The organism is Sphingobacterium sp. (assembly GCF_039596235.1).
In the GTDB taxonomy this organism is placed as follows: Bacteria; Bacteroidota; Bacteroidia; order Sphingobacteriales; family Sphingobacteriaceae; genus Sphingobacterium.
In genome coordinates this window covers 404628-423368 of record NZ_JBCNKE010000004.1, presented here as the reverse complement: position 1 = coordinate 423368, position 18741 = coordinate 404628, and the positions used below count along the sequence as shown (strand labels likewise).

Sequence of the window (18741 nt, the reverse complement as noted above, 5' to 3'; positions counted from 1 at the left end):
ATGCATCGTTATCTCATTTTATTGCTTGCTCTTCTACAGAGCTACTGCGTTTTGGCAGTCGGAGGGCATCAGCTCAATCTTGCCGGACAATGGAGTGTACAACTTGATCCAAAGGATGTGGGAGTGAAGAACGGTTGGACTAATAAGTCTTTCACAACCCTCATCCAATTACCAGGGACAACTGACGATGCGGGACTAGGAACTGCGAATAACTTAACGCCGGCACTCACAAAACCCCAACTTTCCCATCTGACAAGGAAACATCGGTATGTGGGGGCAGCCTGGTACAGTAAGGAGCTGTTTATTCCAAAAGGCTGGGCGGGTAAAGAAATGATCCTGAAACTGGAGCGGATTATATGGGAATCCAATGTCTGGGTTGACGGAGTAGAAATTCCGCAAAAACAGCGCAGTTTGGTAGGTTCACATGAATTTGATTTAAGTTCTTTTTTAAAAGCTGGAAAAAAGCATCGTCTGACTATTCGCATTGATAACCGTAAGAAGTTGGCGATTAGTGTCGATGATATGGCACATGCTTATACAGATCATACCCAGATTATGTGGAACGGAATACTCGGTTCAATGTATATTGAAGCAAAGAACCGAGTTCATGTCAAGCAAGTAAGTACTTTTCCGATGTTGACAGCAAAACGTGTAGACCTGCAGGTGGTTCTTTCAAATCAAACACAAAGAAATACCAATAGTACACTCCGTGTAAGAACCAAATTTAAAGGCGAGAGCAAATATCTTCCGACAATAGAAAAGGAGGTTTTATTAGCGCCTGGTGATTCCACAGTTCAATTGAGCTATGACCTGGGCGCAAATATGCGGTCATGGAGCGAATTTTCACCAAATCTCTATGACGTAGAAGTGCTGTGCCAATCGGGCGAGGGCGTCAGTGCGGTGAGTACATCGTTTGGTATGCGACAATTGTCAAAGGAGGGAACAGTGATGAAAATCAATGGGAAGCCGCTGTTTCTTCGGGGGACATTGGAATGCAGCATTTTTCCATTGACAGGGCATCCCCCTATGGATAAGGCAGGATGGAAGAAGGTATTTATGACAGCGAAGGAATGGGGACTCAACCATTTGCGGTTTCACTCTTGGTGTCCGCCGGAGGCAGCCTTTGCTGTTGCTGATGATATGGGATTCTATCTACAAGTTGAACTACCTATCTGGGAAAATAATGCAGGTAAGGATGATACCGTGCTACGTTTTTTATATGAGGAAGCCGATAAGATGATCCGGCAATATGGGAATCATCCATCGTTTTGCTTCTGGAGTATGGGAAATGAGTTGAGTGGCGACTTCGAAGCCCTTAATGCACTTGTAAAAAACCTGAAAGAGAAAGATAAGAGGCATCTATATACGGCGACATCATTTACTTTTCAACAAGGACATGGGATTGTCGGCGAACCCTTTGACGATTTTTTGATTACGCAATGGACGGCGAAGGGATGGGTGAGAGGGCAGGGGGTCTTTAATAGTGAACCTCCTGTCTTTAATAAAAATTATAGTGCTTCATTGGATGGCGTTTCAATTCCTGTAGTTACTCATGAAATTGGACAATATGCTGTTTATCCCAACTTAGAGGAGATCAAAAAGTATACAGGTGTTTTAAAGCCCTTAAACTTTATTGCTGTCGCCGAAGATCTTAAACGTAAGGGTTTATTCCATAAAGCGAAGGCATATACCATGTCTTCAGGCAAGTTGGCAGCGATTCTCTATAAGGAAGAGCTAGAACGGGCCTTAAAAACACCGGGCATTAGTGGTTATCAGCTATTGGATCTCCATGATTTTCCGGGACAGGGTACAGCTCTGGTGGGACTATTGGATGCTTTTTGGGATAGTAAAAATATTCTTTCGGCAGCCGAATTTAGACAGTTTTGTGCGCCGGTAGTTCCTCTGCTTCAGTTTTCCAAAGCCGTATATACCAATAATGAAGTATTTGCGGGCATTTTAGACATCAGCAATTATGGTGCTGCAACAATGAACAATCAATTGGTCGAGTGGTCTATGAAAGATGGTACAAAAATTATTGCAAAAGGTCACTTTCAAACCGTCGTCGGCCAGGGATACAATGGGAATGTAGGTCGCTTTGAAGTGCCACTGCAGGCAATACAACAGGCCAAAAAGTTGACAGTCCATATTAATCTAAAAGGTACCGACTATGAAAATCATTGGAATATATGGGTGTATCCAAAAGAAAACCAAATTGATTTTGCGGATGTAAGCTATACAAGAGAGTTGGACGAAGCTTTACGGTTGTTGCAGGCAGGTAAAAAGGTTCTTTTAAATCCTGATTGGAAAAAAATTATAGGTATCGAAGGCAAATTTGTGCCAGTATTCTGGAGTCCGGTACATTTTCCGAAGCAGGCTGGGACAATGGGATTGCTCTGTGATCCAAAACATCCTGTATTCGCACATTTTCCGACAGCGGGACATACCGACTGGCAATGGTGGGACTTACAGATCAGATCGACAACAATGCTGATGGATCAGATTAAAGGCGGTGAAACCCTTGTAGAGATGATAGATAATTTTGCTAACAATAGAAAATTAGCCTCACTATTTGAGGGGACAGTTGGGAATGGCAAACTGATGGTAGCCTCATTTGATCTTGCGACTGATTTGGATCAGCGACCTGTTGCAAATCAGATGCTGCAATCCATACTTACCTACATGAATAGTTCGAAATTTGCGCCAAAAGTTATCGAAAATCCTGAGGTATTGCAGCAGATTTTACACTATAAAGAATTGCAAGAAAAGGCTGCTCCCGATGCTATTTATTAGTTTGATGTATTTGTTTTAAGGTCTGTATATCAATAAGTTCAATAAAAAAAATGGAAGTTGCAGGACTAGGGCGAAGCCAAAAGTTAATATACAAGCTGATGCGCGTACAATTTATTTTTATGAGAAAATGAAACTTTAAATGAAAAAAGCAGTGCTATTGAAATAATTGCTCGATTGTCTCAATAAACTGATTTTTTACCGGAATAGAAAAACGACCAATAATACTGAAGAGCTGGGGGCTCGGGTTATGAGAAAAGAATTTAATGAAGCGAATTTGATTCAGGGTCTTGCTATGGGAAGTGAGGCCGCTTTACTACAGTTTTACCGGCTGTATGCAGATCGAATCTTTGACGTTTCCTTTCATTTGCTGAAAGATACGGGCTGGAGCGAAGATGTTGTTCAGGAGGTGTTTGTTAAGCTATGGACCAATCGTATGAGCATAAGGCAAGATGTAGATCTTTGGCCATTTCTATATGTTTTAACCAAAAGAGAGTGTTTTAACAAACTAAGGAGTATTAAGCGTTCGCATGCTGCTTTTGAGCTATTAGCATATCACATCGAAAGTCAATCTGAGACCGCAGATCGGATGGTCGAACGAAAAGAGCTGTCCGAGGAAATTGAAGGTTACCTTTCACAGTTACCGGTTCAACAAAAACTTATATTTACTTTGAGCAGGGTAGATGGGGTTCCCTGCCAACAAATAGCTGAGGAATTAAACCTCTCTAAAAACACGGTAAAAAATCATCTTGCCAGAGCGTCGAAATCCCTGAAACAGGCCCGGTCTGGAAAAAACTTGTTATTATCTCTATTTTTTTATTTTTTTTAAAAAAAGAATATTTCATGTAGTCCTTTTTTGATTTTGGGGTGTACTGCCTAAAATAAACTTAGAAAGTACGAACCAATTTGACCATGCAAGAAGAAAGACAACGCTATTTGCTGACCAATTATTTCCGAAATACAATCTCGCGGGCTGAATTAAAAGAGATGTTAGATAAATTAGATGATCTTGATGAGTTCCAGTTCTCCTCGCTATTTGAGAGTTTAGAAGAGAAAATCCCAGTTCGTTCAGAACTATTTGATAGGGACAGCTTGGCCGAGCAACTTTCCCATTGTATTCAAGAAGACAAAGAAGTATTATCATACAGTGGAAGAGGTAGAATAAACTATGTCAAGTGGGGTAGTTTTGCTGCTGCGGTTGTTCTTTTTTGTTTTTCAATCGTATACTTTGTCAAGCGTGAAGCGGCGTCCCTAACACATCCCCAAGATGTTTTAACGAATGAGATAGCGCTCCCTGATGGCAGTGCACCTATACTTACACTGTCTACGGGTGAACAATATTCGATTTCTGCCGATAATCCCGAATCGTTGAAAAAAGGTAATCTAACCATTATCAGGGACAATGATGGAACGTTGCTATATCAGCTTAAACAAAGTGGGCGTGGTTCTGAAAAACGGACATTTCATAGTCCCAAAGGAAATGCTTTGACCTTACAATTGATTGATGGGACGAAGGTACATTTGAATTCCGGATCCAGTTTAACTTACCCTTTACATTTTGAATCAGACAATAGAATAGTTTTCCTAGATGGTGAGGCCTATTTTGATGTTGCCCATGACCCCGCGAAGCCCTTCATTGTGGAAACAAAGCAAACACGGATTAAAGTCCTGGGAACACAGTTTAATGTGTCTTCCGATTTAACGAAGACCAAGACCCTCACGACTTTGATTAAAGGTAAAGTAGAGGTGAGCTTGGGCAGCAGCCATAAAATTCTAACCCCGGGTATGCAAGCGGAGTCAGATCCACAACAGCAGCATATCGTGTTGAAGCAGGCTGATCTAAAAGAGATTTTGGCTTGGCGTGATGGCTTTTTCCGCTTTACGGAAGATGATATAGAAACTGTGCTTCAAAAAGTAAAAGAGTGGTATGATATCAAGGAGATCAAAATACAATCTACTTCAACTGATACATTTACTGCTATGATGAAAAGAACTAAGAAGCTTTCAGATTTACTCAAGCAGCTCGAAAAGATATCCAATTATAAATTTAAAATTCAGGATGGGAGGGTCCTTGTTATGTGACAATGCGATATGAGAAGCTAAATGTAATCGGAAGTGCTCGCAACACTCCCGATTGATGCTTAGCAATTAAATAGACCTAATTGAATTATAAACCATTTAACACCAAACGTATACAAATGTATAAAAGGAATAGCAAAAGTTGCTTTTTTAAACAGAAATTCTTCGTAAAAGCATTTATCAGGATGAAAGTATGTATACTAATCCTCATCATCTCCATGGTGCATGTCCATGCAGCTAGTTTTGGTCAACAAGTAACCTTGGATATAAAAAACGGACATTTGGTGGATGTCCTGGATGAGATTCAAAAACAAACCGGGTACGAATTCTTGTACAATAATAAATTAGTCAATAAACAGAAGCGGGTGACCATTAAAGTAAAGAATAGAAACTTTAAGGAAGTCCTGCACGAGTTTTTGAACGAAAGAAACCTTACTTATGAGCTAAATCTGAATACGGTTTTGATCGTTGCAAAACCATCATCTCCTACCCTGCCACTAAGTGTCGCTCGGTTACAGAAAAAAAAGATTACGGGGGCCGTTTCAGATGCCAAGGGGAATGCATTGGAGAGCGTCACCGTTGCGGTCAAGGGGACAAATGTAGCAACAAAAACTGATGCACAAGGACGATATACCCTGGAAGTAGAAGATCAGCACAAGATACTTATATTTTCTTTGGTGGGCTACCAGTCAATTGAACATACAATAGGTAGTTCCAACCAAATCAACATGACCTTAGTGGCGGCAGTAAGTGATTTGGAGGAAGCGGTAGTTGTCGCGTATGGAAAACAGCGAAAACTCAGTGTAATAGGCGCAATATCCTCGGTCTCGCCAAAGCAATTGAAAACCCCAGTCGCAAAAATCAGTAGTGCTTTAGCCGGGCAGATGGCTGGAGTGGTCACTGTACAGGGATCTGGAGAACCCGGATCAGGCACTTCTTTCTGGATTCGGGGAGTAGCGAGCTTCGGAGAAAGCACAGGCCCATTGATTTTAGTAGATGGTATCGAACGGCCTATGGACTTGGTGGATCCCGAAGATGTGGAGTCTTTTTCCATTCTAAAAGATGCGACAGCAACGGCCGTGTATGGGGTGCGCGGGGCAAATGGAATCGTACTTATTACAACAAAGCGAGGTAAAAAGAGTGATAAGCCACTTATCAATGCACGTATCGAACGAGGTATATTACAGCCCGGTGTTTTACCAAAATTAGCCAATGCTGCACAATGGCTGGATTATTATAATGATATCAACTACGAAGCTTCGGGCAAAATTCAACTGTCTCAGGAGGAAATTGACAAGTATGTGAACAAAGTAGATCCAGATGTCTATCCTAACGTGGATTGGATGCAAGAGATATTCAAGAAAAGGACTTCCAACGAACGATTGAATGTAAATGTTACTGGAGGTGGTGATTTCATTAAATATTATGTGTCGGGCTCTTATATGAAGGAAAATGGTATCTTTCAGCCCAGGAGGACATCAAACTATGATCCTTCGGTAAACTTTGATCGGATCAACTTCCGCTCCAATGTAGATATTAAACTTTCTCGTTCCACAGAGGTAAATTTAAATCTTTCAAACCAGTACGAAACAAAAAATAGACTGGGGGTGGACCTTTGGCGGATGTACGAGATGGTATTACACACAACGCCAGTAGCGACTCCAATCCAATTTTCTAATGGTGCTTACGCTCAACCTCAAGGGGGGAATAATCCCTATTATGCCCTTAATACAACGGGATTTTCAAAAGACTTTTGGAATAACGCGCAATCGTTGATCGGGGTAACACAGGACTTTTCTGAATTGATAACACCTGGACTAAAAGCGAATGTTAAATTTTCTTGGGACGCTAAAAATTCTTCCACATTGGATAAACGGAAGAGCCCGACAACCTATTATGTTGATAAGGCCAATCCCAGAGACAGTGAGGGGAACCTGATTTTAAAGGATAATGGCAATGGTAGTGATTATTTAAGTTTGGCAGATTGGCACTCGGGCGAAAGAGCGACCAACTTCGAAAGTTCGCTAATGTATGATCAGTTATATGGTGGAAAGCATAGAGTAGGCGGACTATTTCTTTTTTCTATGCGCGAACGGACGAATAATTTTCCCAGTAATGATTACATCGCGGCTTTCCCTTATCGGAATACAGGTATTGCCTCTCGTCTGACCTATTCCTATCAGGATCTTTATTTTATTGAGGGCAACTTTGGTTATAATGGTTCTGAAAATTTTGCTCCAAAGAAACGTTTTGGTTTTTTCCCGTCCTTGGCTTTAGGTTATATTCTGAGTAACGAAAACTTCTTTCAGCCCCTATTACCTGTTGTCAATTTTTTGAAGTTACGGGGATCTATCGGTCGGATCGGTAGTGATAAGATTGGGGGAAGCCGTCGATTTGCTTACAATTCCGAGATGAAGTTGGAAGGAGCTTATTCTTTTGGTATTGGCGGGAAAAACTGGATACAAGGCATCGCTACGGGTTATCCAGGGAATCCGCTTGTAGCTTGGGAAAGCGCGTTGAAACGGAATATTGGACTGGAATTAGGGTTATTCAATAAACTGACGATCCAGGCGGATTATTTTGCAGAGAAAAGAGACGGGATTTATATCGTTCAGGAAAGCGTCCCTTCGATTGTAGGGATTAATGTAAAACCTTATGTCAATATCGGTCAAATGGAAAATAAAGGTATTGAAGGCTCTTTTGAATTTAATCATCAACAAGGCGAATTAGGTATACAAGCAAGGGGTAATATTACGTATAACAGAAATAAAAAACTATTCGATGACAAGCCTACTCCAAGATGGCCATATTTATCGGAGGTAGGGCAACGTTGGGGACAGCAACGAGGCCTGATTGCTTTGGGGCTTTTTGAATCCGAAGAGGAAATTGCACATAGTCCAATTCAGCGGTATGGTGATGTTATTCGCCCTGGTGATGTGAAATATCGAGATATCAATGGTGATGGAGAAGTCACAGATGAAGATATGGTAGCAATCGGTGACACTGAAATGCCACAATTGAATTATGGATTTGGGGCGAGTGTTTCCTGGAGGGGTTTTGACCTTGCGGCTTTCTTTCATGGTGTGGGCCAAATAACTCGAATTATAGCCGGGGGGCCTTTATACGGACAAACAGGAAATATTTGGGGATATGGACAAATTTATGCTGATGTAGCGGATAACCGCTGGAGTGCCGATAATCCAAATCCAAATGCAGCTTATCCGCGATTGTCATTTAATATTGCCAATAACTCAAGGCCATCTACTTTATGGCAACGGAATATGAGCTTTATGCGCCTAAAGAATTTAGAATTTGGATATACTTTACCTAGACAATGGACACAAAAATGGAAAATGTCGGCTGTCCGCTTCTATGCGCAGGGAGTGAATGTATTTACATTCAGTAAGTTCAAGATGTGGGATCCCGAACTGGAAACGGTTTCTGGGAGTAGTTACCCTCAAATGCGTGTGTTTAATATAGGTTTAAGTGTAACACTTTAATAAAAGAAACGATGAAAAAATATTTATACTTCCTGTCTTGCCTTTTGCTACCAGTATTCTTCAGTGCTTGCAGCAAATACCTTGATGTTGATTTGGAAAATCAAATGACACTCGACGAAGTCTTTAACAAACGTAAGACGACTGAACAGTACCTTGCTCAGGTATATGGCTATCTGCCTATAGAACATGATATGTTCTATAGTGAAGGTGGAAATGTTCCGCTTAGTGATGAAGCGCTATTCTCGTGGGTCTCCTGGGTACCCTGGCTTAATTTTGCTAATGGGGCTTGGGGAGTAACAACAACTGATTATGCAACCTGGGAACATAACTATAAAGGGATCAACCAGGCAACAGTCTTTATCAATAATGTTGATAAAAATGTAGAATTGAGTGCATCTGTAAAAAGCACAATGAAAGCGGAGGCTCGTTTTTTAAGAGCATACTTCTATTATTTATTGCTTAGACGATACGGTCCAGTATTTGTCTGGGGAGATCGCGCTGCCGATGATAAAATTGATCCAAAGACTGTAGATCGCATGCCGTTGCAGACCAATGTAGATTTTATTCTCTCCGAATTTGATAAGGCAACGGCTGTATTACCACTGGAAATTACAGATCAGGCATGGTATGGTCGTATAACCAAAGGCGCTGTAATGGCGGCGAAGGCAGAACTTTTATTGTACATGGCGCGCCCTTTATTTAATGGCGCAAAGCTATATGTTGGCTTAAAAAATAAAGACAGCGAATTTCTTTTTCCCCAGACAGCGGATGCTAATAAATGGGAACTCGCAGCAAAAGCAGCCAAGGATGTTATTGATTTGAATCTTTATTCTTTATATGTAGACACCAAAGAAAAAGATCCTTTTCGTCACGCGATAAAATCCTATATGGGGATTTATTTTGATAAATGGAACTCTGAAGTAATATGGGGGCGTTGGTCAGATGATGGATTTAACTATAATGTACGCACGGCTCCTCCAAAAGTAGTGACTATAGGTTACGGAGGGTATGCTCCTTCACTTAAGCTGGTTGATGCATATCCAATGGCGAATTCAGGACGTTATCCGGTTATAGGGTATGGGGCCAATGGACAACCGGTTATTGATGAGAAGTCAGGGTATAAAGAGGTTGGCTTCACGGACAACTATGTTCATCCTTTGGATAATTTTGCTTCATTTAAAGCTCATAACAGCTGTGTGGGACGGGATGCAAGATTCTATGCATCCATTCTAGCTAGTGGCATGTATTGGACAAATCCCAAGCCTCAACCTAGACAGGTAACATTTTTTGAAGGCGGTACTTCATCTTATACAAAAACAGGAGACTGCGTAAAGTCAGGCTACCTCTGGCGGAGAATGAGCGACCCGACCAATGACATTGAAGCTGGAAATTGGGGACAATTTGCTTGGCCTTATTATCGCCTTGCGGAGATATACCTTAACTATGCAGAGGCATGTAATGAAAAACCAAATCGGAATGAAGCCGAGGCCTTAAAATATGTCAACTTCGTTCGCCAACGTAGCGGCCTGAATAATTTGGAGACAGCCTATCCCGAAGTATTGGGGGATAAAGAAATGCTTAGAACACTTCTTCGGAAGGAACGGATGGTAGAGCTCGCATTTGAGGGACATCGCTACTTAGATTTAAGGACTTGGATGACAGCGGAGCAGGAAATGAATGAACCTTACTATACACGTAATGTAGCGGCAACAAACTACGAATCTTCATGGGAAAGGACGAAGGATGTATTTCCTGGCAAACGGACCTTCCAGCCTAAGCACTATTTCTTCCCGATACAACAAAAGCAGCTGAGCGAAATGATTCATATTACACAAAATTATGGATGGTAGTTATTTATTAAAACTGAAGATGATGAGAAATTATATATCCTATTGTGTTTTTCTATTTGCACTATTTCTAACGAATGGGTGTCAGAAGGATGACCGGATGAATAATATGGTAGACGATACCATATATATCCGCGACTATAAAGAGAATAAGATAACCGTATTTGATTGGGGGAAATTTGATTATAATGTGACAATAATTAAGGCCGGTATCGGACTGAAACCTACAACAGTAAATTTTCAGATCGACGAAGCTTATCTGGCAGATTACAATGCAAAGGCGGGGACGAATTATAAGCTGCTTCCTACGGATTGCTATACAATCAGCAATTCTGCTTTGGCATTTGGAGAAAAAGATACACAACGAGATGTCCATTTTGTCTTCGATAGTGACAAGATAAAGGCCTTACAAGGAAAATACAAAGAGGAATATGTGCTTCCCTGCCGCATTGTGTCGGAGGGAGATTTGTTAAAACCGCTTAAACCAGAGATGGGGGCGGTTTTGCTCATACCTACTGTCAAGGATCCTTTTGTGGAGTTTATCTCGCCGGGGCTACAACTTGATTTGGTCAAATTGACACCGACAGGTGCTGAACAGGTAAAAGGGGAAGCGGTGGTTACGACAAATTATCCCAATCGATGGGATCTCGATTATGAAATCGAGGAATATCCAGCAGCTTTAGAGGCTTATAATGCAACGATAAAGGAAGAAGAAAAGGAAAAACGATTCAAATTGCTTCCAAAGGCAGCTTATCAATTATCACAGATGCCCTATAAAATTGAAGCCAAGAAAAATAAGGGAAGCTTCAATTTTACGATTATCCGGAAGGGACTTGTTAGCGGAACCACAAATTTATTTGGAGAATATGCCTTGCCTTTGCGGATCAAATCTGTTTCAAAAAATAGTATTAATCCAGAGGCATCGACGATATTGATCCCCGTTTCATTTCAACCACCGGATATCGCCCGTGCAGGGTGGAAGGTAATTCAGGCTTCTTCGGAATGGATCGGTGGGGGGGAAAAAGAAAATATCCTGGATGGCAACGTGGATACCTACTGGCATAACATTTGGATGGGGGGAGAACCGCCACTACCACATTTCTTAATCATCGATTTGGGTAAAGAGCATGAAATGATGGCAATTGAGCTTGTAAGAAGAGCAAACAATGATTTGAAAACGGTATTATTTGAGGTCAGCACCGATAATAAAACTTATGTTCCAGTAGGTAAAATTGACTTTGGTATAAATAATCCAAAACATACACTTATGACCAATATTCCGACGACGAAAGCACGTTATTTGAAATGTATAGTTACTGAGAGTAACCGTCCCCCTTCGTCTGCTATCGCCGAAGTATATGTAAAAGGTCTGTAGCGATATCTGATATTTTATCGTATTATCTATAGGTAGATTATTGTAGGGTTGTTCGTCTTTTTCCGAACAGCCCTATTTCTTTTAGAAGGGATGTGCTCGCAATAAGTTCTATTTGTTAAACAATAAGGGGTATTTTATTTTTTTATACAAAAAGTCGTGCTATTCGATGATTTTGTTAAGCGACCAGGAAGTCTTGCAAAGCAATAACGTTTATTTATTAAACAATAAGGACGTTTATTATTTAATAAAGACCCTGTGCTCTTATCTCATCTTTCGGGTTTCCATTTGATTCTCAGTCATCTCAAATTGAATCGTGCTATGTCGTTTTGCTTCTTCAGGCTCCCGTACAATTTTTTATGCGTCTTATTTAAAGGTGAATGCGAAAATAGAAAAATGAGACACTGTATAATTATTTTTCAGTTACACATCTTTATCGGAGTTAAACAAAAAATCCTGCAATTTTGATTTGCAGGATTTTTTGTTTTAAGTAGCCCGTAGGGGAATCGAACCCCTGTTTCAAGAATGAAAATCTTGCGTCCTAACCCCTAGACGAACGGGCCATTTCCTTTGTGATGCTGCAAATATAGAAGCTTTTTCAATAAGCACAAAAAAAAAGTGCGCTTATGTCGCTAATCCACTGAAATTGAGAAAAATTATTTTTTTAAGCGGCCTTTGCCAACGGCATATGCAAGCATATATTCATTGAATTTTTCATAATGTACCTCGAAAGTCTGCCGATCGTGGTTGCTGTCAAGTTCAAGTTTTAAGACACCTTGTTTTTGGTATTCGAAAGGTTGTATGGTCATGTTGTTTAAGAAAGAAACCCCTGAATTTCCCTGAAGTTTATAGATTGCCTCTTTGGCACACCAGCAGGCATATAGCTGCTCGTATCGTGCATCGCATTGTGTAATAAAAGCGAGTTCGACGGGTTTGAGAAACTTATGCTGGATCCGTTCAACTTTCGTCTTAATGATTTCCATATCTATACCTACTTCTCCTTGGGTACTTATTATTGCTGCGGCATAATCAAAAGAGTGTGAAAGTGATATCTTTTGTGGGAAATTGGCAAGATAGGGCTTACCATTAGCATCGGAAGGACAGTCAATATAACGCGAAGTATTCAATAAAGTCCGCAACAACACACGGGTAGCCAGCCAATGTAAGCGTCGCTTACCCTTATTAAAGGAGCCTAGTTTGGCCTTCTCACGCTCATCCAGCTGCAGTTTGGACAATAAATCATCATCCGATTCTTCAATCCGCCAAATAGCAAATTTGGTTTGGCTATCTATTTCACGTAAATACACAAGACTCATATCCAAATTTAAAAAACAAATCGCAGATATCGCACAATCAATGCCGAGCGATCTGAAAAATTGATGGGTTTGTTTTTTAAATAAAAAAATAGCGTAAAAATTTGCGTGAGAACCGTATTTTTGAATTTATATAGCATAGCCTGATGCTCTTGCTATCTTGATACACATGATTTTATCGGATAAAAGAATTCTTGAAGAGATTGAAAATGGCAGTATTGTCATTCAACCATTTGATCGTAAGTGCTTAGGAACCAATTCCTACGATGTGCATTTGGGTAAATATTTGGCAACTTATGCAGATCGCGTATTGGATGCCAAGAAGCATAATGAAATTAATCATTTTGAAATTCCAGAAGAGGGTTTTGTATTGGAACCTAATACCCTTTATTTAGGTGTTACGCAGGAATATACAGAAACACATAAGCATGTTCCTTTTTTGGAAGGAAAATCGAGTACTGGCCGTTTAGGAATTGACATCCATGCAACAGCTGGTAAAGGCGATGTAGGCTTTTGTAATACATGGACATTGGAGATCTCTGTTGCGCAACCCGTCAGAGTCTATGCCGGTATGCCAATCGGACAATTGATTTATTTTGCTGTAGAAGGCGAGATAGAGACGTTTTACAATACAAAGGGTAATGCAAAATATAATGGCAAGACTATCCGTCCTGTCGAATCTATGATGTGGAAGAATAGTTTCTAAAATGAAAAACGTTGGATGGATTATTTTAGGGATGCTATTGATCATCTTGGTTAGTGGGCTGCTCTATTATTTTGTCCATCCGATGTTTGGCGGAAGTTTTAAAGGTGCACGATTGGAGCGGATGAAGCGGTCTCCTAATTTCAAAAATGGCGTGTTTCATAATCTGGAGGTGACACCTTCCTTGAAGAGTGATGTAAACATTGTCTCTTTAATGTGGAATTTTCTTTTCAATAAAAAACCGGGGCTGAAGCCACTGAGTGTTTTACCAGCCATGAGATGTGATCTGCAAAATCTGCCGTCACAAGATATTCTGGTTTGGTTTGGCCATTCATCCTACCTGCTGAAGATTGATGGTAAATTATTGCTCGTAGACCCTGTTTTCAGTGAAAATGCCTCGCCCGTTCCGGGGAGTAACAAAGCATTTAAAATTGCTGTAGATTATACAGCGGCAGATTTCCCAAAAATTGATTACCTATTTATTTCCCATGATCATTATGATCATCTTGATTATGAGACCATAATCAAATTGCGCGAAAAAGTCGGTCAGGTCATCTGCGGTTTGGGGGTGGGGGCACATTTCGAATCCTGGGGTTATAAACCAGAGCAGATTATCGAAGGCGATTGGTATGATCAAATACAGCTTATGCCTAATTTTCAAGTAACATTTACGCCTGCTAGACATTTTTCCGGCCGTAGATTCACTCGAAACAATACTCTTTGGACATCCTTCGTCCTGACGACTGCGAAATATAATTTATTTTTAGGAGGCGATAGCGGTTATGGAAAACACTTTAAGACAATCGGTGAACGATTTGGGCCATTTGATCTGGCTATTTTGGAAAACGGGCAATATAACGATGCGTGGCACTATATTCATTCGCTGCCCGAAGAATGGGGGCTTGAAACCAAAGATCTGAACGCTAAAGCCACGCTGCCTGTTCACTCTTCAAAATTCGCCCTGGCCATGCATGGATGGAAGGAGCCGATGGAGAAATTTTATGAGAGTGCTCAAAAGGAGAATAGTAAACTGATTACTCCTAAGATAGGAGAACTGGTCGATCTAAATAAACTCGATACACTATATACCCCTTGGTGGCGGGAGGTCAATTAAATTATTGCTTGTTCTTTTCAGCGATCCACAGCGACATATATTTTGTGCTCTGCACGGTATGATGCAGGAGTATCTGGCTAATAAAGTTCTGCTTTCGATGTTTATCCAGCTGCACTTTAAGTAAAGATAGATTGGTCATAAAATCCGCTTGATATTTCCGTTTTTCATAACGCTCGTTAATGATACGAATGCCCTGGGTCTGGGCTGTTTTCCACGTGTACTCATCGTTATAAAGTTCCGTTGTTTTTATACAGAATGTTTCAGGATTATCTTCGATAAAGCCATTCCAGGGTAGATTGCCCTTCATTGCTTCGGCACCAATGGACGTTGTGACAGAAGGTGTACCACTATGCATGGCATCGATAAATTTGCCTTTCACCCCTGCTCCAAATTGGATAGGAGCAACCAATAACCTGTAATTGGACATGGTGTCCTTGGCAGATCCCGCTCGCCCCTTAATATGAAAATTCTCCCTTGGATTATGCAGCTGAAGTACTTTTTGGGTAGGGTAGGCTCCATAAATATGTAATTCTACTTTCGGTAGCATTTTTCGAAGAACAGGCCAAATTGTAGTTTTAAGATATTGTACAGTATGCCAGTTAGGCTCATGGATGAAGTTACCAATAAACAGCAGGTCTTTCCGTTCTTCGAACGGCTTCCATGCATTAATTTCTGCAGCCGTAATTTCATTTTCAAGAAAAGGTAAGTAATAGAGTATATCCGGTGAGATTCGAAATAGCTCAGTGAGGATTTTCATTTCAGACTCCGAAATGATTAATGATAAATCGCACCGTAATATCGACGCAATTTCTCTTTTTGCGGTGTCGGTAAACAATTCCTCAAAGGAAAAATTGTCCTTGTTTTTGATACAGGATTGTCGTGCCTGTCTTAAGAAGTGGAGATCCTCGGTGTCAAGTATCCGAAGGGCATCCGGGCATTGCTGAGCCACCCGCCAGCCATATTGTTCCTCCACCATAAAGCGGTCAAAGACAACAATATCAGGTTGAAGCGCTGTAATAAATCCGTCAAAACTGTCAGAGTTTAATACAATGGGTTGTTCGTCAATACCTAGGGATTTTAAAGCAGCGCTATAGGGAGACTTCGCTGCTGCGGACGCAAATGTAATTTGATAAGAACGATCCAGGAATGTCTCGATCAATTGCATCATCCGAAAACCGGCAGCTGATGATGTTGGCTCCGGCCATACCAGTCCGATAAACAAAACCCTTTTCTCTTTCATGGACGAAAATTACAGATTAATGTCAAAAGAATTGATGAAAACTTAACAATTTATCATTTTCAAACGATTAGCTTTATTTCGTGTTTATAATAAGGTTGGTTATTATACAATAAACGATAATATGGGCAAAACTATTGTTCAGCGCATTCGACATTTTTCGCCAAAAACCTATTGGAAGGAACTAATAGCCGTTTTAGTCATTTTGTTAGCCTTTGTTTTCCTTAGAAATGAGAGAAAAGAGCTGGCGGCCATCATTCCTCAGTTAAAGGCCGCAGATCTGACTTGGGTTTCAGTTGGCGTTGGCATAACCTTGCTCTATGTTCTCTTACAAGGTCTGATGTATGTGCAGAGTTTCAAAGCTATTGGCCTTTCGATCAGTTTGAAAATTGCCATTGATCTATTCTTAAAAAGAAACCTGCTTAGTGTATTCCTCCCAGCAGGTGGTATTAGTTCCCTCGCCTATACCACCACACAGTTGCGAAAGCGGAAGCTAAATACGACGCAAATTCATCAGGCTGGTGCCCTCTATGGTTATGTGGGGCTACTAACCGTTTTTCTGATCGGTGTCCCCGTGATATTATATACCATTTGGGACAATAAAAATTTTGGGAATGCTTGGATTTCATTGTTGATCTTAGGTGTACTTTTGGCCGTTGTATTTTGGTTTGTGTGGTCCTTTCGTACACATAAAGGGCTTTATCGATGGGTAGAATTAAGATTTCCGGCAGTAGCCTCCAATATAGACGAGATATTTTCGGGAGAAGTGAAGATGAAATATCTCTTAGGGACGGTATTGACTTCAATCTTCGTGGAGTGTTGTGGGATAGCTCATGCATTTGTCAGTATGTATGCTTTGGGTCTACATCATTCCTTTGAAGCAGCAGCCATAGCCTATACAGTATCGGTCGTTTTGATGATCGTGTCCCCTTTTTTACGGGGATTGGGGGCGGTGGAACTGACCATGTTATATATCTTCAAAGCATACGGCTATGGTCAGCCTGAAGGTTTGGGCATAACCATTCTTTATCGGGTATTCGAGTTTTGGCTGCCACTATTGTTAGGGGTGATTGCGTTCGCATGGCGCGGTAGGCAGCTTTTAGCGCGTGTAGGACCAGCCTTGTTGATCTTCTTTTTGGGTATGGTAAATATTGTTTCGGTACTGACGCCCCCATTGGCTGATCGTATGAAGCTAGAGCGGTTTTATTTACCTCTCGAAGCTATCCATGCATCTAAGTTTATGGTATTTGTTCTGGGGGTAGGCTTGTTGGTTACCTCAGCCTATTTGATCAAAGGCTTTCGCGTGGCATTTTGGATAGCCACTGTTTTCAGTGCGCTTTCTTTATTTGGACATGTGTTTAAAGCCTTGGACTATGAGGAAGCATCAGCAGCCTTGTTAACCCTTATCTTTTTGGGAATTAGCTATAAGCAGTATCCAATTAAAAGTAATATTCGTTGGGTAAGGATCGGATTCGTAACATTTACAGTCGGATTGATCGGGGTCTGTTTATTTGAAATATTAAGCTTTTACTTTATTGATAAACAGCATTTTGGTGTTGAGTTTACTTGGCGGCAGTCTATTTATCATACCGTAAGAAGTTTTCTGTTATTCGCTGATGATGATTTGATGCCTCATACCAATTTTGGACAGGAATTCCTGCGAATTACGCAAGTGCTGGGGATTTTTTGCTGGTTTCTACTCATCTATGCATTGGCCCGCCCGCGCTTGATTGCGGATGAGGATTCAAGTCTGTCTGAACTGGAACGGGCGCAACAGCTATTGGACGAATTTGGGCAGTCACCGATGGATTTTTTCAAATTGGGGAAGGACAAAGTTCTTTTTTTCTCTGAGATTTCAGAGGGTTTTACAGCTTATCGACTAGCAAATGAGTTCGCCATCGTATTGGATGAGCCGGTCTGTGAACAAGGGGATAAGGAAGAACTGGTTGAGGAGTTTGATCGGTATTGTTATGCAAATGGATTAAAAGCTATTTATTATCGGGTTGATGAAAATAGTCTGGTTCATTTCTCATCGCTTCGCAAACAGAAGATAACGATCGGCCAAGAAGCGGTTTTGGAATTAGAGACATTTACAATGGAAGGAAAAGATCGTAAATCACTGCGTAATGGGCTTAATGCGATTCAGAAAAAAGGGTTTACCACATCCGTATTGAAAGCGCCGCAGCAACGAGAGACATTGGATGAGCTTAAGATGATTTCTGACGAATGGCTGAGGGAATTTGATAAGAAAGAGATGGTCTTTTCCCAGGGAATGTTCGATGCCGAAACGCTCGTTGAGCAAGATATTATTGTCCTTAAAAATGATAGTGACAAAATTGTAGCCTTCCTGAATATTATTCCTGATTATGCCAAGGATGAATGCACTTATGATATGCTCCGAAAGTCACTGGAAGCGCCCGGGGGCAGTATGGATGCGCTAATAGTCGAGATGATCAGTTACGCAAAGGCGCAAAACTATAGCTATTTGAATATGGGAATGGTTCCAATGACGGGGTTGGGAGCGACAGATAGTCCGGCAGAAAAGATTATGAAATTTGCTTCCACACGCTTGGGAAACTTCAAACATTATCATAGTTTGCGCGATTTTAAAGAGAAGTATGCGACCTTTTGGGAAAACAAATATCTTATATTTGATAATGATTTTGATCTGATACAGCTCCCTGTCGCATTAGTGAAGGTGATGAAACCTAATGATTAATATGCTTTTGGAGCATTATTTAGCAAGCATTACTGATCCTATGAAGAAGTTAGCCGTTTTACTGATAATT

The 18741-nt window shown here is 40.8% G+C and carries 11 protein-coding genes and 1 tRNA gene; 9 read left to right on the top strand and 3 right to left on the bottom strand.

Going from position 1 to position 18741, the window contains the following annotated elements; genetic code table 11:
• The 6 genes from ABDW32_RS11590 (at position 1) to ABDW32_RS11565 (ending at position 11588) form a co-directional block, all read left to right on the top strand.
• Entirely contained in the window at positions 1-2790 is a 2790-nt protein-coding gene (locus tag ABDW32_RS11590) for a sugar-binding domain-containing protein (protein ID WP_343562521.1), read from the top strand.
• 247 nt (positions 2791-3037) lie between these two features.
• On the top strand, positions 3038-3616 hold the full coding sequence (locus ABDW32_RS11585; RefSeq protein ID WP_343562520.1) for a sigma-70 family RNA polymerase sigma factor: 579 nt from the start codon (positions 3038-3040) through the stop codon (positions 3614-3616).
• Positions 3617-3699: 83 nt separating this feature from the next.
• The gene (locus ABDW32_RS11580; protein WP_343562518.1) at positions 3700-4869 is read left to right on the top strand and encodes a FecR domain-containing protein; all 1170 of its coding nucleotides are present in this window, start codon (positions 3700-3702) and stop codon (positions 4867-4869) included.
• A 182-nt stretch (positions 4870-5051) separates the two neighbouring features.
• Positions 5052-8366, top strand: coding sequence for a TonB-dependent receptor (locus ABDW32_RS11575; protein ID WP_343562516.1), 3315 nt, complete (start codon positions 5052-5054; stop codon positions 8364-8366).
• A gap of 11 nt (positions 8367-8377) precedes the next feature.
• Complete coding sequence (locus ABDW32_RS11570) at positions 8378-10216, top strand: RagB/SusD family nutrient uptake outer membrane protein (RefSeq protein WP_343562514.1); 1839 nt, start codon at positions 8378-8380, stop codon at positions 10214-10216.
• A gap of 19 nt (positions 10217-10235) precedes the next feature.
• On the top strand, positions 10236-11588 hold the full coding sequence (locus ABDW32_RS11565) for a DUF1735 domain-containing protein (protein ID WP_343562512.1): 1353 nt from the start codon (positions 10236-10238) through the stop codon (positions 11586-11588).
• A 488-nt stretch (positions 11589-12076) separates the two neighbouring features.
• Here the strand turns inward: ABDW32_RS11565 and ABDW32_RS11560 are convergent.
• Together ABDW32_RS11560 and ABDW32_RS11555 are read right to left on the bottom strand one after the other, a co-directional pair.
• Positions 12077-12148 (bottom strand) — tRNA-Glu (locus ABDW32_RS11560).
• A 93-nt stretch (positions 12149-12241) separates the two neighbouring features.
• Positions 12242-12901: a 4'-phosphopantetheinyl transferase superfamily protein gene (locus ABDW32_RS11555; RefSeq protein ID WP_343562510.1), complete on the bottom strand. Its 660-nt coding sequence runs from the start codon at positions 12899-12901 to the stop codon at positions 12242-12244.
• A gap of 166 nt (positions 12902-13067) precedes the next feature.
• On the opposite strand from ABDW32_RS11555, the gene dcd reads away from it, so the two are divergent.
• Positions 13068-13604 (top strand): dCTP deaminase, encoded by a 537-nt coding sequence (dcd, locus tag ABDW32_RS11550; RefSeq protein ID WP_120260458.1) that lies wholly within the window; start codon positions 13068-13070, stop codon positions 13602-13604.
• Between the two features lies 1 nt (position 13605).
• Entirely contained in the window at positions 13606-14715 is a 1110-nt protein-coding gene (locus ABDW32_RS11545) for an MBL fold metallo-hydrolase (RefSeq protein ID WP_343562507.1), read from the top strand.
• Position 14716: 1 nt separating this feature from the next.
• Here ABDW32_RS11545 and ABDW32_RS11540 read toward each other — a convergent pair whose 3' ends face one another.
• On the bottom strand, positions 14717-15955 hold the full coding sequence (locus tag ABDW32_RS11540) for a glycosyltransferase (RefSeq protein ID WP_343562505.1): 1239 nt from the start codon (positions 15953-15955) through the stop codon (positions 14717-14719).
• Positions 15956-16076: 121 nt separating this feature from the next.
• On the opposite strand from ABDW32_RS11540, the gene ABDW32_RS11535 reads away from it, so the two are divergent.
• Complete coding sequence (locus ABDW32_RS11535) at positions 16077-18671, top strand: phosphatidylglycerol lysyltransferase domain-containing protein (RefSeq protein WP_343562503.1); 2595 nt, start codon at positions 16077-16079, stop codon at positions 18669-18671.
• Positions 18672-18741: the final 70 nt, after the last annotated feature.

Excerpts from the sequence above, each read along its gene's own strand:
- ABDW32_RS11590 (WP_343562521.1), top strand. The coding sequence starts at position 1 with ATGCATCGTTATCTCATTTTATTGCTTGCTCTTCTACAGAGCTACTGC.
- ABDW32_RS11535 (WP_343562503.1), top strand. The coding sequence starts at position 16,077 with ATGGGCAAAACTATTGTTCAGCGCATTCGACATTTTTCGCCAAAAACC.
- ABDW32_RS11570 (WP_343562514.1), top strand. The coding sequence starts at position 8,378 with ATGAAAAAATATTTATACTTCCTGTCTTGCCTTTTGCTACCAGTATTC.
- ABDW32_RS11580 (WP_343562518.1), top strand. The coding sequence starts at position 3,700 with ATGCAAGAAGAAAGACAACGCTATTTGCTGACCAATTATTTCCGAAAT.
- ABDW32_RS11575 (WP_343562516.1), top strand. The coding sequence starts at position 5,052 with ATGAAAGTATGTATACTAATCCTCATCATCTCCATGGTGCATGTCCAT.
- dcd (WP_120260458.1), top strand. The coding sequence starts at position 13,068 with ATGATTTTATCGGATAAAAGAATTCTTGAAGAGATTGAAAATGGCAGT.
- ABDW32_RS11565 (WP_343562512.1), top strand. The coding sequence starts at position 10,236 with ATGATGAGAAATTATATATCCTATTGTGTTTTTCTATTTGCACTATTT.
- ABDW32_RS11555 (WP_343562510.1), bottom strand. The coding sequence starts at position 12,901 with ATGAGTCTTGTGTATTTACGTGAAATAGATAGCCAAACCAAATTTGCT.
- ABDW32_RS11540 (WP_343562505.1), bottom strand. The coding sequence starts at position 15,955 with ATGAAAGAGAAAAGGGTTTTGTTTATCGGACTGGTATGGCCGGAGCCA.
- ABDW32_RS11585 (WP_343562520.1), top strand. The coding sequence starts at position 3,038 with ATGAGAAAAGAATTTAATGAAGCGAATTTGATTCAGGGTCTTGCTATG.
- ABDW32_RS11545 (WP_343562507.1), top strand. The coding sequence starts at position 13,606 with ATGAAAAACGTTGGATGGATTATTTTAGGGATGCTATTGATCATCTTG.